General features: G+C 41.6%; 12 protein-coding genes and 1 pseudogene. 8 read left to right on the forward strand and 5 right to left on the reverse strand.

Annotation, left to right across the window (positions count from 1 at the left end; translation table 11 throughout):
* Window positions 1-77 precede the first annotated feature (77 nt).
* The 3 genes from ELZ11_RS19915 to ELZ11_RS23860 all read left to right on the forward strand — a co-directional run bounded on the left by ELZ11_RS19915 (window position 78) and on the right by ELZ11_RS23860 (window position 2,366).
* Window positions 78-998 carry a LysR substrate-binding domain-containing protein gene (locus ELZ11_RS19915; protein ID WP_137359134.1) on the forward strand — a complete coding sequence of 307 codons (921 nt, stop codon included), beginning with the start codon at window positions 78-80 and terminating at the stop codon, window positions 996-998.
* A 72-nt stretch (window positions 999-1,070) separates the two neighbouring features.
* Window positions 1,071-2,042: an ion channel gene (locus tag ELZ11_RS19920; RefSeq protein WP_137359135.1), complete on the forward strand. Its 972-nt coding sequence runs from the start codon at window positions 1,071-1,073 to the stop codon at window positions 2,040-2,042.
* Between the two features lie 180 nt (window positions 2,043-2,222).
* Complete coding sequence (locus ELZ11_RS23860) at window positions 2,223-2,366, forward strand: hypothetical protein (RefSeq protein ID WP_167494728.1); 144 nt, start codon at window positions 2,223-2,225, stop codon at window positions 2,364-2,366.
* 128 nt (window positions 2,367-2,494) lie between these two features.
* On the opposite strand, the gene ELZ11_RS19925 is transcribed toward ELZ11_RS23860, so the two are convergent.
* On the reverse strand, window positions 2,495-3,262 hold the full coding sequence (locus tag ELZ11_RS19925; RefSeq protein WP_137359136.1) for a 1-acylglycerol-3-phosphate O-acyltransferase: 768 nt from the start codon (window positions 3,260-3,262) through the stop codon (window positions 2,495-2,497).
* Window positions 3,263-3,453: 191 nt separating this feature from the next.
* On the reverse strand, window positions 3,454-4,398 hold the full coding sequence (locus ELZ11_RS19930) for a hypothetical protein (RefSeq protein ID WP_137359137.1): 945 nt from the start codon (window positions 4,396-4,398) through the stop codon (window positions 3,454-3,456).
* A 269-nt stretch (window positions 4,399-4,667) separates the two neighbouring features.
* On the opposite strand from ELZ11_RS19930, the pseudogene ELZ11_RS24125 reads away from it, so the two are divergent.
* From ELZ11_RS24125 to ELZ11_RS19945, 4 genes and pseudogenes are all read left to right on the forward strand, one after another.
* Window positions 4,668-4,751 (forward strand): annotated as a pseudogene (locus ELZ11_RS24125) (class I SAM-dependent methyltransferase); the annotation flags it as partial.
* Between the two features lie 19 nt (window positions 4,752-4,770).
* On the forward strand, window positions 4,771-5,580 hold the full coding sequence (locus ELZ11_RS19935) for a M15 family metallopeptidase (RefSeq protein WP_137359138.1): 810 nt from the start codon (window positions 4,771-4,773) through the stop codon (window positions 5,578-5,580).
* A 292-nt stretch (window positions 5,581-5,872) separates the two neighbouring features.
* A complete protein-coding gene (locus ELZ11_RS19940) occupies window positions 5,873-7,753 on the forward strand; it encodes an ATP-dependent zinc protease family protein (RefSeq protein WP_137359139.1) in 1,881 nt (626 codons plus the stop codon).
* 655 nt (window positions 7,754-8,408) lie between these two features.
* Entirely contained in the window at window positions 8,409-9,266 is an 858-nt protein-coding gene (locus ELZ11_RS19945) for an exonuclease domain-containing protein (protein ID WP_137359140.1), read from the forward strand.
* A gap of 246 nt (window positions 9,267-9,512) precedes the next feature.
* On the opposite strand, the gene ELZ11_RS19950 is transcribed toward ELZ11_RS19945, so the two are convergent.
* The 3 genes from ELZ11_RS19950 to ELZ11_RS19960 all read right to left on the reverse strand — a co-directional run bounded on the left by ELZ11_RS19950 (window position 9,513) and on the right by ELZ11_RS19960 (window position 13,389).
* A complete protein-coding gene (locus ELZ11_RS19950) occupies window positions 9,513-10,733 on the reverse strand; it encodes a hypothetical protein (protein ID WP_137359141.1) in 1,221 nt (406 codons plus the stop codon).
* Between the two features lie 163 nt (window positions 10,734-10,896).
* A complete protein-coding gene (locus ELZ11_RS19955; protein WP_137359142.1) occupies window positions 10,897-11,733 on the reverse strand; it encodes a ParB N-terminal domain-containing protein in 837 nt (278 codons plus the stop codon).
* 150 nt (window positions 11,734-11,883) lie between these two features.
* The gene (locus ELZ11_RS19960) at window positions 11,884-13,389 is read right to left on the reverse strand and encodes a site-specific integrase (protein ID WP_137359143.1); all 1,506 of its coding nucleotides are present in this window, start codon (window positions 13,387-13,389) and stop codon (window positions 11,884-11,886) included.
* Between the two features lie 497 nt (window positions 13,390-13,886).
* On the opposite strand from ELZ11_RS19960, the gene ELZ11_RS19965 reads away from it, so the two are divergent.
* On the forward strand, window positions 13,887-15,119 hold the full coding sequence (locus ELZ11_RS19965) for a DNA cytosine methyltransferase (RefSeq protein WP_374939844.1): 1,233 nt from the start codon (window positions 13,887-13,889) through the stop codon (window positions 15,117-15,119).
* The last annotated feature ends 1 nt before the right edge of the window (window position 15,120 follow it).

Below are 15,120 nucleotides of genomic sequence, written 5' to 3' on the forward strand. Positions count from 1 at the left end.
ACTAGTCTCTTTGATTTACAAAATGCTAACAATCGATAAGAATTAATAACTGTGTTTAGTTTTTCTAAAGGCTAGGGATGAAGCATCTGAAAAGTAATATGGCATCGGCGCTTTTGACTTTCGTTGAAGTGGGGAAAGTTGGTAGCTTAACGGCGGCGGCGAAAGCTAAGTGCTTGACCACCGGGGCGATCAGTCAGCAGTTGTTGCAGCTTGAAGACAACATTGGTATGAAGCTGGTGGATAGGCATTCTCGGGGGGTTAGGCTGACGGAAGCGGGACAATTACTGCATCGTGTGGCTTCATCGAGTTTTGAAGATATCGATACAGCGTTAGGTTCCTTACAATTGAAGTCTAAATCGCATTCTGAAGTGAGATTGAAGCTCACACCTTCGTTTGCGTTTAAGTGGTTGGTTCCGCGGTTAGAAGATTTTCATCGTTTATACCCAGACATTCAGGTGCAAACCTACGCGGAAGGTGCGTTGGTTGATCATGCCCAGCAAGATTACGACTTAGCGATTGATTATGGAACGATCCCCTACCGCAATAAACAGGCTTTGCTGCTGTTGGAAGAAAGCTTAATACCCGTAATGAGTCCTCAATATTTACACGCGCATTCTTGGTTAGCGCAAGGCGCCCAAGCAACCTCATCTTGGGAAGAGGTGACTCTTTTGCATGACGCGCAACCATGGCATGACGCAGCTCGTGATCATGAATGGGCGTTTTGGGCGCGTTCACAACAGTTAACAATCGATACCGATAAAGGTCATTTTTTCAACCGAACAGATATGGCAATGTCGGCGGCAGAAGCTGGGGTTGGAATCGCGTTGGCGCGAAAGGCGTTAATTCAAGATGAACTTAGTTCAGGGCGACTGGTTGCACCATTTTCACCGATTTGCGCTAATGCCGGTTACTATTTGCTCTCTCATACCGATTCTCATGCTTCCGCATGCTTTGCTGAGTGGATGAAGCAGCAAGTCGCTCAATCTATTCACATTTAAAAAATTCCTTCTACCACGAGAAATGTCTCCTCTTGCCTCCTACACTTATCATTAACTGTAGGGGGGTGAGTCATGACGACCGATAAAAAAATATGTGGCTACGAGAATCCAGACGGTTGGCATTGTGAAGAAGAATGTGGCGATTCGGGCTTATGTTATTGGCACGATCCCAAAGTAGATAAAAGTGGCGACGACGTAAAACAACAAGTAGAACGTTGGGCTTTAGACGGTAAACCATTGGATGGTTTCCAACTCGCCAAAACCGATTTAACTGATATTGATTTAGTAAATCGAGGCTGTAAAGACGGCTATTTATGCCGTGGTGCCGATTTTTATCGTGCAGATCTAACTGATGCTCATTTTTTTGGGTTAGATCTGCGTGGGTCTTCGCTAATGAAGGCAAAAATGTTTCACGCCAATTTGCATTGTGCCCATTTGGATGACTGCAATTTACTTGGTTCTGATTTAGGTAGAGCGCGTCTCGATAATGTGAATTGGGGGCAATATCTAAAACAAGAAACGGATGCAAAAAAAGCGCTTAAAAGAGGGGAATCGAAACGAGCTATTTCCTTGTATCAAGAAGCAGAAGAAGTCTGCCGAAACATTCGAAAGCAATGTGAGAAGCAAGGGCTGTTCGAAACCGCGGGTAATTTTTTTAAGAAGGAAATGCGCTTTCGGCGCTATCAAATGCCACGATGGAGTTTGCAGCGGTTCATATCGAAAATGGTTGATTTCTTTTGCGGGTACGGAGAGTCACCATTAAGAGTTGTTTTGTTTTCCATCATCTTAATTTTTACTTGTGCGGTTGCTTACTTCCTCTTAGATACGGTGGTGGCACACTCTGTTCAAGGGCACGGTCTAAAGTATCTAGCGTTAGAGTTTTTTAATGCTCTGTACTTCAGTATCGTGACGTTTACAACGCTTGGTTATGGCGATATATCGCCGGTAGGAGCCGCGCGGTTTATCGCTGCCTTTGAGGCTTTTATGGGAAGTTTTACAATGGCACTGTTTGTGGTGGTCTTTGTGAAAAAAATGACGCGTTAGTGAAAAGAAAACGGCTTAGCGTGACAGATAGTGATGAACGGTTCACCGGATTTTGATGAAAGGGTAATTACTCGTCGTAATATTGTCCTATCAGGGTATTCAGGTGGTCAATAGTCGTGTAATTGATTATAAAACATGGGAAAATACAGGTATCTATATTGATTTGTTATAGAGCATTCTGTGAAACATTCTCACTACAAAACCAGTCATCAGAAATCGAAAAAGCGTAAGAAAGTGAACCTTACTCAGTTTTGGTTTCAGCGCTTACTATGGTTAATGCCGCTCACTGTCGGTTTATTAACAGCGTATGCATTAAGTAAATAGCACCCCACGCTATTTAAAAGACCGTTTCTATTGATACTGAAATCGCCCCATCATTATGGGGCGTTTGTTTTTAGCCGATGTCCTTCCTGTTTTTTCCAACCCTCTGTCTTTAGTGCAGCACGGTTTGTTTATCTTTCTATTACCGTTGGCTTGTTACTTTTAGGTTGAATTCCCCGCTCAATTTCTTCTACTTGACGGTCTAATTCTGCAATCTTCTCAGCCATTAACGCATGGCAGTGATTCGCCAGTTCTCTTGCGTCACTCAGCTTGTAACCTGACACATCAATTGGTTCAAGCATCTCGGTAATCACAATGCCGTTGTTTAAGCGGTTAAAGTCGATTTTGTTGTGAGTGGTGCTCGTGCACATCGGGGTGATAGGCACACCCGCCTCAATCGCCATTCGAAAAGCGCCCGTTTTGAACGGCAATAGCCCGCGGCCTTTACTACGTGTTCCCTCTGGGTAAACCCATACAGAAAGATCTCGCTGATGAATCGCTTCTGCCACTTGTTTGATGGTATCGCGCGCTTTCGATTTGTCTTCACGGTTGATCAGAATGTTCCCCGTGATCCAATACAGCAGACCAAAGAAAGGCACTATCAATAAATCACGCTTTCCTAAAGAAACGGTACGCGGCCTTAACATTCCTGGGTCGGTGACAAAATCCAACACACTTTGGTGGTTAGAGATATACACGCTCTTTTCTGGTGTTGGGGCATTCTCTAGGCCACGTTGCACCAGTTTTACACCAAGGATCTTCTGTAATTGGTTGAACCAACGACAAAAAAAGTACACATGCTTAGGGTTCTTGGGGCTAAACAAGCAGTAAATAAAAGCAAATAACGTGGTGAAAATAATAAACACCGTAGCCAAGATAATACGAAGAACAGCAAGCACAATTGACTCCTTACTCACTACAAGGATGCAGTGATTAAATAGTTTTAGATAATTGAAGTTTTCACTCTATTTAACCGAAATGCAACAATTAACTGTATGTGAGACCTATTTTTAGATCTGTATATAAAACAATGACTAACAATCACTCACAGACACGCTTACCGAGCTTACACGTGTTCACCAGTACGGGGTTATGAGGGCCAATATTGCTTATTTGGGTCTGATGTTTCTACCCATTCAGGATTTTGGCGAGCTTCCAAATAGAGCTGAAGGCCGTTATAAGACATGAAAGCCGCAGGGCCGCCAAGGTGTTCGAAATAGTCAAAATAGTCATCTTCAAGCGCGCATAGCTGAGCTAAATCTTCCACTTTGTTTGCCAGTGCCCATTGAATCGCAAACCCCGGAGCCGTTGAGCCTGCAACCGACACTTCTTCAATATTTGGGTTAAACATTGCATTGGCCTGTTCCAGTAGAATCTCTTGCTGTTCAGATTCTTGCAGCAGCACCTCATCGATGATAGCCAAACGCTTGGAATTCGAGACATTCTTGTTCAGCTTTGCAATTTTCAGTGCGTAGCTAAATCTTTCTGATGAAACAATATTGACCAGCTCAGACAGCAGTTCTTTGTCTACCCCGGCTGCCTTGGTGAAATAGTCGATACAAGAATGGATTGAAGCATAACGAGTACCTTCAAATTCAAAGCCACTGGTTTCGTCGTAGGCCTCAATCGCGATGTTATCAAGCGACAAAGGCCAACCTTGATACTCGACTCGTTGCTTGGCTATTTGATACATCTTCCAAGCGCTGCGTCCAAAGCCACCAAGTGTCGAGCCCGTAAATTCACTGTCTATCAGCTCTTGCTCTGTCCAGTTCTCACCAATACCTAGGTGCTTGGCATACTTATCAATGAGCGCATGCTTTATCTGGTCGCGAACCGCCCAAATCGAAGTCAGGTCTTTGGCATATTTCACACTCGCGCACTCTTTACACGCTGGTAGTGCTATCGGCGCATGACCAACCTTGGAAAAAAGTGAAGCGGTTTTAGGAAACTCAACGCTGTGATTCGAAGGCTCACCACAAAACCAACAGGTGTGGCGTAGGTTGAATGGGATGTCTATGTAGGAGTATTGAGTCATTGAACGTCTATCGCTGAGTGTTGAGGTTGGGAGCATTACGGTAAAACAATTATCTCTGTTCGGTTGTCGTCTTGCACCTGGTTTGTTTCACTTTTCCACCGAGTTTGATTTTAGGCGCTTGTTATCTGAATGGGTTGGTGGAGATATGTTTATATAAAACAGCGACTAATGGTCAATGTTGATGGGAGTGGCTGAACCGATATGTGCCGCTAGCAATCTTGTTAGGTCACTATTACTATGGAGCTAGACTCCTTACTCCAATAGCGCATATGTCTTCATCGATTCCTTTTTACGATAAAAATGCTCACCTACTTTGCCAGCAGTACCATTCTGTTGCTTTCGAAGCTGTTCATTAACCCTAGGGCCCTTGATATGAAACGTTTAATTGTTGGTTTGCTGGTAACCTTGATCAGTGCGGCGAGTTACGGCCAAGTTGCGCCTGTCTCTGAGTGGCAATGCGACATGATGAAAAAGAACAAGGTATTGAATAGTGGAGCACCTGTTGGCTGTGATCGCCTATCCAAAGTGGACTTTTATTTCGTTAACTTTAAAGGCGAAACACAGCAGGGGAACATGATTGTGCTTGATGTTATCGCCCCTTCTGTTGAACAAATCTTTTTAGAACTCAAACAGCGTAATTTCCCACTGCACTCTGCACGTCTAATGCGTGAGTTCAACGGCGATGACAATGCCTCGATGGAAGCCAATAACAGCAGTGCGTTTAATGCTCGGCCTATCACTGGCGGAGGAGGTTGGTCGAAGCATGCATACGGTGTGGCAATCGACATCAACCCAGTTCAAAACCCTTTCTTAGCGTTTGATAGCAACGGAACCATCACGGTAAAGCCATCGCAGTCGGCAACCAGTTACGTGAATAGAACACGCTTTCGTGCTCGTAATGACATTGAACGCCGAGGCATGGCGGAAGATGTGGTCGAGCTGTTTGCACATCATGGCTTCATGATCTGGGGAGGGGACTGGAATTCTCCAATCGATACTCAGCATTTCGAGGTCGGTTCGAGAAAGTTCGTTAATCAACTGCTCTCTAAACCCAAACCAGAAGCCAAAGTGTTATTTGAGCGATACGTCGAATCTTATCGCCAATGTTTTAATAGAAATAAAGGTGAGGGCGCAGAAAAAGCGCGAGCAATATGCGCGAAACAAACCGTTAGCTCGTTTTAGTACTACGCTTATTGGGGCTGCTCATATTTAAGGTAATGGACGACTAACTTTCAGAGAGAGTCGGCTAGTACGATTAGTTTTGACTTTCTTTAGCTCCATTCCACAGAGCCGCCTTCCGTAAAGAGTCAACAGTGCTCGTTTGTTAGTTTTTGATCGGGTAATTCCTCGCAAAGTCATCGTATTGTCATTGAAAAAGTAGCAGCGTTAACGTTATGTGAGAACCATCGATGATGCGGGAACTCTTTACTTTAACGCAGGTATTAGTAGTGAACAGTTAACAACGGACCAACTAATGAAAAAAATACCCTTGGCTCTAACTCTATTAAGCACTCTACTTTTTTCACAATATTCATTGGCAACAGATACTCCACCGACAACGCAAAATCCAACCTATGAACTCGATGGTAAAACGGTATTGGGCCGTACAGAAAATATTTACCTATCGGAAGTGAAAGGCTTAGAGGATATCCCTTTCATTGGCAAAATTGATACAGGTGCGGAAACCACTTCAATGCACGCTGAAGATATCCATGTGACAAGCGTACACCCTAGCTACCAACACCTTAAAGATAAAGAGCTGATGGCGGCGCTAACTCAAGAAGTGTTAAATAACAAAAAGGTGGGTTACGACGATTGGGATGGCAGTACCTTTGCCGAATTTGAGGCTGTCGTATCGTTCAAAGTTCAGAACCCTCGCACTGGTGATATGTTGATAATTGAAGAGCCATTAGAGCGTGTCAGCATGATCCGTAGCCGTACAAGTAGCACGCCTTTACTGCGCCCGACCGTTAAAATGTCCATCACCATTGCTGGAAAAGCACTAAAAACCGACGTTAACCTTACCGATAGAAGTCACTTTTCTGCTCCCGTTTTGATTGGTAAAACGTTTTTAGCTGATAACGCATTGGTGTTCGCGGGTTACGACTACCTGCAAGAGCAAGAAAATGCAAAAGTTGTCGGTAGAAAAGAAGTGGTGTCGATTTCCGGCCTGCCAATGAACGCTACTTTCTCACTAAAGAACCGTTATAGCATGTTGCATGCAAAGAACATTGATGTTGATAAAGAGCGCAACGAAGTGACATTTGACATGTTCAGTCATGATGGCAAGCAGAAGGAAGTAACCCTGCCATTAGTTCGCATGTTGAGTGTAAGTGGCAAGAAGAGACCGTTGGTGTCTGTTCCCGTTCAACTTGATGAAAAGACCACACGTGACGTTTTAGTATATTTACGAGATCGCTCTGACAGTAGTTCACAGTTAAGGCTTGGCACCAACACCACGAGTGAACTTTTTATGATCGACACTAATGCTGAAAATATTCTTTCTGAAGGCTCTGAAAGCTTCAGTGATATTGCTGAATCGAGTGAACCGTTGATCATTTCACCAGAAGAAGACATTACGTTAGATAGTTTTCCTCTTAAGGCTGTCGCTTCATTCACTGTTAACACACCAGTACTAAAAGTCGAAAGCTATGAAATGACGGGAAAAGGAAAGAATACGAGCGTCACTTTCTTCTTAGTCGACGAACATGGTGAGCAGCAGCAGGTAACGAAGAAAGTCATTAAAAAGCTGAAAGTTGGGGAAGAGGTTCGCCCGGTGATCAGCGGCGAGTTTTCTGCTTCAGGAAGAACTCGTCATCAAGACTTTGCACTCGATGTTTTAGATGTAAATGAAAAAGAGGCGTATTTCATCTTAGGTAAAAAGATGGCGAAAGAAGGCGTTTACGTTAACACGCGTTCTGACTACCTACTAAAAGCAGAGCCTTTGTTTAAAGTTGGACACATTGAAGTGGTTGAAGTGAATGGCATGACATTCCCAGCCAAGTTAGATACAGGAGCGGATGTAAGCTCAATGAACGCAGTGAACATCAAACGATTTAAGAAAGACGGCCAGGACATGGTGACTTTTACTTATCAAAACAATCAAGGAGATAAGCAAGAGTTCACTAAGCCAGTGATTGATGTGATGCGCATTAAAGCCAAAAAGGGTGAGAAGGTGAATATTCGTCCCGTGGTAGAAATGACTGTGAAGCTGGGCGATCTAGAAAAGAGAGTAAGAGTTAACCTTCAGGATCGTTCTCGCTTTGAGTACAGCATGATTTTAGGTAAGAATTTCCTAAAGCATGGCGCGGTAGTCAGCAGCGATGAAGATTATGTATTAGGGAAGCCAGAGTAATTAGGTAGTTTAGCGATAATCACAGATATAGAGTTGTTAAAAGCCATACATTTGCAAAAGTGTGTGGCTTTTTACTTGTAGGTGTCTTTATTGTCGATGAGCTTAAGACAAACAAAAAGGGCCAACTCTTTCGAGTTGGCCCTTTCCAAACGTTTGGTGGAGCTGGCGGGATTTACGCAGCTACAATGTTAAGTGTTTGAACTTAAAGGCTCTTTATCCCTTATTATATTGTTCGTGTATCAAAAAACAATGCTTTTTGTGTATACACTTTTTTATTGGACGCGGGTTGAGTAACACAGTGTATTACTAACTCAAGTCTTCCCTTAAATGAGTTAGTATGTCTTCCTAACGACTAATTTACCAAATTCATACCAATCATAATATTTGATCGAACCATCAAGGTTGTAGACGATATTCTCTCCATGAAGCATGCCAACTAAGTAATTAGCGACCTCGGCAATTGAGCTTTCATCATTGAACCAAGTGCACTTATTATCGATATATTTTTGCATTAATGGTATAGAGCCAGGTTCATTTTGAACTGAAAATTCTTGAAATTTGGGATCCATTGCAATCACACTCTTTAGGGTAGGGGTTAAATACTTAATTACCTTACAGTATACTATGTTTTTAATCTGTTAGTATGGTATCAAAGATGGAATTCATAGCACTAGATGTTGAAACTGCAAATCCAGATATGTCGTCAATTTGCCAAATTGGTCTAGTTAAGTACAGAGATGGTAAAGTAGTCGATGAGTGGGTCACATTGATCAACCCTGAAGACTATTTCTTTTTTGCAAATATCGATGTTCATGGCATTACTGAAGATGATGTCCAAGACGCCCCAACATTACCGATAATATATGATCGACTGAAAGAATATATCGATGGTCAAGTTGTTGTTCATCACACTCACTTTGACCGAGTCTCGATAAATCGTGCGCTAGATGCTTATGGGTTAGAACAAACCGAAACAAAGTGGTTGGATACCGCTCGTTTAGCTAGGCGCACCTGGGAAGAAGTATCGAAACGAGGCTATGGTCTAAAAAATGTGGCATCAAACTTATTAGGTTTTGAATTTAATCACCATGATGCGTTGGAAGATGCTAAGGCATGTGGTCAAATTTTTTTAGCCGCTAGTGAAAAACAAGGTTTAAATGTCTTAGAGGCTTTCACCTTTGTACAAAAAAAACCTAAATCGACCTACAAAGTAGATATTAGTAAAAGCGGTGATCCTGATGGTGAATTATTTGGAGAGCTATTAGCTTTTACGGGTACGTTACAGTTTCCAAGAAAAGAGGCAGCCGAATACGCCGCACGATTAGGTTGCAGTGTAAAAGATAGTGTCACAAAGAAAACAACGATGCTTGTTGTTGGTGATCAAGATCTTAATAGGCTAGCTGAAGGGAAGAAGAAAAGCTCCAAGCACTTAAAGGCAGAAAAGCTAATTTCGGAAGGTCAACAAATTAAGATTTTGTTAGAAAAGGACTTTATGAGATTACTTGTTGATTAATGGGTTTCCTCTTGAATGGATGCTGCCAAAAAACTCGTGGGGTTTTTTATATTTTTCCTCTCAGTTCATTTGAATGAAGGAACAAGGAGGTCTTTGTAGCGTGGTTATGATAGTCACAAAGCCCCCCATGGTACGTAGATGTATTGAAGAGTAGGTAGGGGGGCATGAGAAACATCTTTACTGGTCTCGTCACTGCCCTTTGTACCCCAAATTTATATACCTACGTCTAAAAGGTTATCCCCCCGCTTATTCTTTCGATACTTTGATGACGAACCCTGTTTGATTGGTAATATTGGACTCAATGTCCGATTCCTTTAAGTCGTCTTTTAGAAAGATTGCATCATAGACGTATAAACTATCGTTAGGGGTAGCTGATAGCTCTGCAATGGAATCGACAATGTCATTTAAATGTGATTGATAGATCCGAGCACTAGCCTTCGTACGATATCTTCTAGGGTGCTCTTTCTTCACTTGCTCAGTAATGAAAGGTTTTTGGTCACAAATTTCACGGCGTAGCTTAGTCAGTTCTTTTTTGAATGACTTATAATCAGCTTCAGCCACAAAGCGTTTAAGTTTTGTGGTATCCACTTCTTGTGCAATTTTGCCATATGCCGAAAGAACACCACCGAATGCGACTGAAATGAAGCATAGTTTCACCTCTTGATAAGTAAGGTTTGATTTTGCTGCTACAGTTTGGCGGAAACCTTTGGGATCGTCGATAAACAGCTTGAGCGTAGGGTAGTTGAGTTTATTATTGCTCAAGTTGTACAGAATAGAGAATGCCGCAGCGCCTAAATCATATTGAATGTACTTGCTCATAATCGTGTTACGCAGTTCTCGTTTTTTGTTAGTGATGCTTAACGCCCCCACAGGATAGTAAAGGCCGTTGTTTTTACCTTTTCGATAATATTGAGGGATTTGTCCTCCATGAAGCTGAAAGCTCACCATATATGCCCACATCACTAGTCTATCAGCGGTGGTGTTCATTGAGCTTTGGAAGTACGCCTGCATAGCTGAATAGTCAGGAGTAATGTACGACACGGTGTCATGTTTAGGCTTAGTTACTGCCATTTGATGGAAGTTACTGAGTTTCATACTTCCTGCTATTGGAAGTAACGTATCAATTGCTCGCTTGAACTCTCCATTTAAAGCCCAAGCCTTGTTATGGCTATTTTGTTTATGCCCCATGGCTTCGATGAAAATTCCGATTTTAGAATTGAAGTAATCAAAGCAGTCATTCTTGCCAAATTGCTTGAAGGTTTTTCTTCTCTCTGACGCTTTACCTAAATCAAAATACGAGCTATTCAATTTATGAGGTCTATGACCGAGTAAGCAGCTAGCAATCAACTTATCTATTTCTGGCTTAAATTTATTTGTGAATGCTTTGTTTTCGGTTGCTTTGTTTGACGAGAAGTCTGTGATGCCTGAGCTAGAAATTAACTCAGTAAGTATCTGAAGTGGTGACATTTTATTATCCTTATAATCACACTCGCGAGCGCTTTGCTATCGCTGCTCGTTGTTTTATAGAAAGTTTGTTAGTGCAAGGCTAACTATTGCTTTTATTGACAACAGAACACCTTGCCCCATGGACTGATACACCATAATAGGTGTGGACTTTTTGGAGGTATGACTAACGTCTAGTAACACTGCTAGAGGTGTTGAGGGAGCGCTCTAGTTGCTCGAAAAGCTGCTTTTTTTCTTCTTCTGTAAGGTTGGCGATTGAAGTGAGAATGCTTTCAAACTTCGACTTAGTGGGCTTAACGACTGACACGGGCTTGATGTTGAAGACCTCTGCTAATTTGTTGTGTTTTGCCAAATCACTTTTTAGCCTTGTCAGTTCCACATCTTCTTCAGAATTGCGTTGTTTATTCTTGGCCAGTCTTGTTGCTTTCTTTGCAGCAGACACGACTCTTCGATATACACGAGAATCTAACCCTTGAGCAGCTGTGTTTAAGTTATATTCACTGAGCGCTTTACAAGCACTGACAGCACTGTTGATGTATGTAGTATCTTTTGCCCACTTACAGCTAACGAGTAGAGCTTTTGCTTCATTCATGTGACTTTTGCGTTCTTTTTCGAAGTTGTCATCTAGTGCACTTAACTTGGCTAGTTTTCTAGCGACCATAAGGTTTAGGCGTTCATATATATGAGCATGGCGCTGAGGCTCGCTAAGTGTTTCGGTAGCAAGGTTGGTATCCAGTTCGGCTAGGCGGCTGTTTTGTTCAACTTCTTCAGGAGTGCCTTGAAAGTCGATGATTTGTACTTTGATGTACTCATGCTCTAGGGCTTGATGAGCTTGCAGTCGATGATTACCATCCACCAGCATATATCCGTTGTCAGTGGAGCGTACTTTGATTGCTTCAAGCAACCCGTTGTCTTTGATTGAACTAACTAATATTGACACGGTGTCAGGATTGACTGGGCGTAGGCGTTTACCAACGTGAATTTCTGTTATTTTTATATCCAAAGCATTTCCCTTCGAGTAATAAAAAACCCGCTATAGACGTGAGTCCACAGCGGGTTTTTGGTGATGATTACCTCTCTCTAAGAGGGGCTAATTGGCTTATAACATATATTTTTGACGGCGTTGCATAATCACTAAAATTATTTGTTTCGATTATACTTTGAATTTAGTTACCTCAGACAAAACGTCTCTGAATGACAATGCATCGACTGTTTCAGCTAGTAGGGTGATGTTCAAATCTTTACCATATCTAGCGTATGTAATCGTTTGATCTTTGTGGCCTAATAGAGCACTAGCTTGCAGTTCTTGAATTCGGTTTTGTTTCAGCTCATCGGCAACCGTATGGCGAAAGCTATGGAAATCAGGTGAAGTAATACTTAGCTTGCCTCTTAATCTTGAAAACCATTTACTCGCATTGAAGCCCATTCCATCTCTTGGGACTCTTCCATCTTTAGTTAGTAAGCCGTCAAATAGCCAACGAGCATCTTTACGAGTATTAGTCGCATACTCAATAAAACCAAAGTCTATGAGGTCTTGATGTATAGGGATATAGCGAGCTGAATTGGCATTTTTGATCTTTTGACCATCAGCCTCGTCTGTAATTTCAATACACCAGCGAGACTCTATTCGAGCTACGTTCTGCGGTTGCAGTTGTGCCAGCTCGTTAAGGCGTGCTCCAGTGTAAAGGCCTAACAGTGGAAGCCAATAATAATAGTCGTGTCGTGTCCCGTTAAGTCTTTCAAAATGAGTGAATATCTCGCTAGAAAACAGGGTGGCTAAATCTGCATTTGACCAACGTTCACGTCCCTCAGAATCCTTTCGCTTGCTACTTGTTACAACCTTCATCTTATAGAAGTAGTTTTTGGAGGCGTAGTCACTTTTGACAGCCCAATTGAAGAAAGTGCTGCACTTTTCAATAATGCCTTTGACGGTTCTAGGGCTTTGTTTAGGTAGGTCAAGGGTTGCAATTTCTTGTAGTGACTTTCCTTTACACTCGCTTCGATTGTTCATGTTGATAGGTAGTTTCATTAGCAGGTTTCGAAAGCCTTCAGCGGATTTAAGATCGAGCTTGGCAACATCAAATGATTCTCCGAAATACCGAGCTAGTAATGTTAGACGGCGTTCTAAGTCTTCGAGTCCTTTTTGTTGCAGTGAACCTTCATCTCTCTTTGACTGCAAATATTCATCAATAACCTTTTGTAGAGGTATGTTTTCATTTGTGGGAACACTCTGAGATGAAATTTGAGCTTTGCTGGTGGCCTCAATAACTCTAATCATTGATTCCACTTCGGCTTGAATGTCACCGTTATGGTCAACTTCAATTGTAGTGGTTACGCCATTAGGTAGCGTGATAGTTTGCTTGATGAGCTCTAAGGGGATGTGCTGACCGTTATCAGGGTTCATGATGATTATTCGCTTATTGAGTGCTTCAGTTAATAGTTCCTCTCTATTACTAATTAAAGCCTGACGAATGTTTCTCAATAGTTCACTGATAGATTCGAATAGTTTTTCTGCCATTAAGATAGCAGTTGAGTATTTTTTCGTCTTGAGAGACACAAGAAACTCGTTTCGAACAAGTAAGTGCTTTAGATCCGAAGGAGTTCGGTAGCGAAAATAGTAGGAATTGCGGCGCTGAGTAACGTAGGTGGAGTTGGTCATTGTGTAGCACTTTGTGTATCAAAATGTGGAACAACGCCTTTTAGATACAAAAAAGGCTTGTAACTCATTGAGCTACAAGCCTTTTCCAAACGTTTGGTGGAGCTGGCGGGAGTTGAATTTGTCATTTAACTTTTTGATTTTTTTGGTTTAATTAAAAAAGGTTAGGTTGTGGGGGAACTGAACGGGGAACAGTAAGTTATTGATTATAATTGATAAAAATGTGACGTAGTTCGAATCAAAAAGCTTGGTGAGATTAACGAAAAGGTATCTTTCACCTGCCTTTTACTAATGGATGATTCGTTCCTATTTCCAATGTTCTTATCAGCACACAGTGCTCATAACACCGCAAATCTAACTGTTTAGAATAGACTATTTGTGATTAGAAGATAAAATACTCAACTGAAGTGCATATACCTGGCGTTTTAGCCGTTCTTAGGTATAATACATAGAAGCCTATGTTACTAAAAAATAAGAGAAAATGATCGATGTGTAAGGTTTTGAACAATAAAGAAAAGATGACATATATCGATCTTTTTTCTGGATGCGGTGGATTTTCTCTGGGGCTAGGGAGCGCTGGTTGGAAGGGCCTGTTTGCGGTTGAGAAAGATGAAATGGCATTTTCAACATTCAAACACAACTTAATTGATGGGAAACATTCGCATTTTAACTGGCCTGAGTGGCTACCTCAAAAAGCCACGACCATTCAAAATCTATTATCCAATTTCCCTAAACAATTAGTATCATTAAAAGGGTCTGTAGATCTCATTGCAGGAGGTCCTCCTTGCCAAGGTTTTTCTCTAGCTGGTCAAAGGAATGCCAAAGATCCTAGAAATAAACTGTCTGAAGAATATATAAAAATGGTAGAACTAGTCTCACCACGATATCTACTTCTTGAAAATGTGAGAGGCTTTAATTCATCATTTAAGAACGCAAAGGGACAGAAATCCAAAGTCCCATACTCTATGGTAGTCAAAGCAAAATTAGAAAAGTTAGGTTATAAAGTTTTCTATGACTATGTGTGCAGTGCTGATTATGGTGTTCCTCAAAAGCGAACACGGTTCATCATGATTGGAGTAAAAGCAGATTTCGTAACAGATAATTTTGAAAATCCTTTTGAAGTTCTCACTGGAAGTAGACGAGAGTTTTTGCTTAACAAGAAATTGCCATTGAAGCCTGTCAAAGTAAAGGATGCTATAGGCGATTTACTAATATCGAAGAATAATCTAAGGCATCACTCTGGAAGTGAAGTTAATGGTTTTAAGCAAATAGACTATAAAGTACCTCAGAAGCAATCAAAGTACTTAAGGTTGATAAGGAAAACTATGGGGCAGAAAAAACCCAACAGTTTGCGTGTAGCTAGACATAAACCATCAACCATTGAAAAATTTCAGCGGATTCAAGAAATTTGTACTCCAGGGGTTAGCTTGAATGACTCTATGCGTAGTGAAATAGGTACAAAAAAACAGGCTATTACCGTTTTAAATGCAAATGAACCATCAAAAACATTAACAACATTACCTGATGATTTACTGCATTATTCAGAACCAAGAATATTGACAGTTAGAGAAATGGCTAGAATACAATCGTTCCCAGATCACTTTGATATACTTGGAAAATATACAACAGGTGGAGAGCGACGAACCCAAGAGTGTCCAAGATATACACAAATAGGAAATGCAGTGCCTCCTTTGCTAGCTGAGGCTTTAGGACTGTTGATCAAAAGGATATAAA

Origin of the sequence: Vibrio profundi, assembly GCF_005281835.1 — a bacterium.
Taxonomy (GTDB): Bacteria; Pseudomonadota; Gammaproteobacteria; order Enterobacterales; family Vibrionaceae; genus Vibrio; species Vibrio profundi.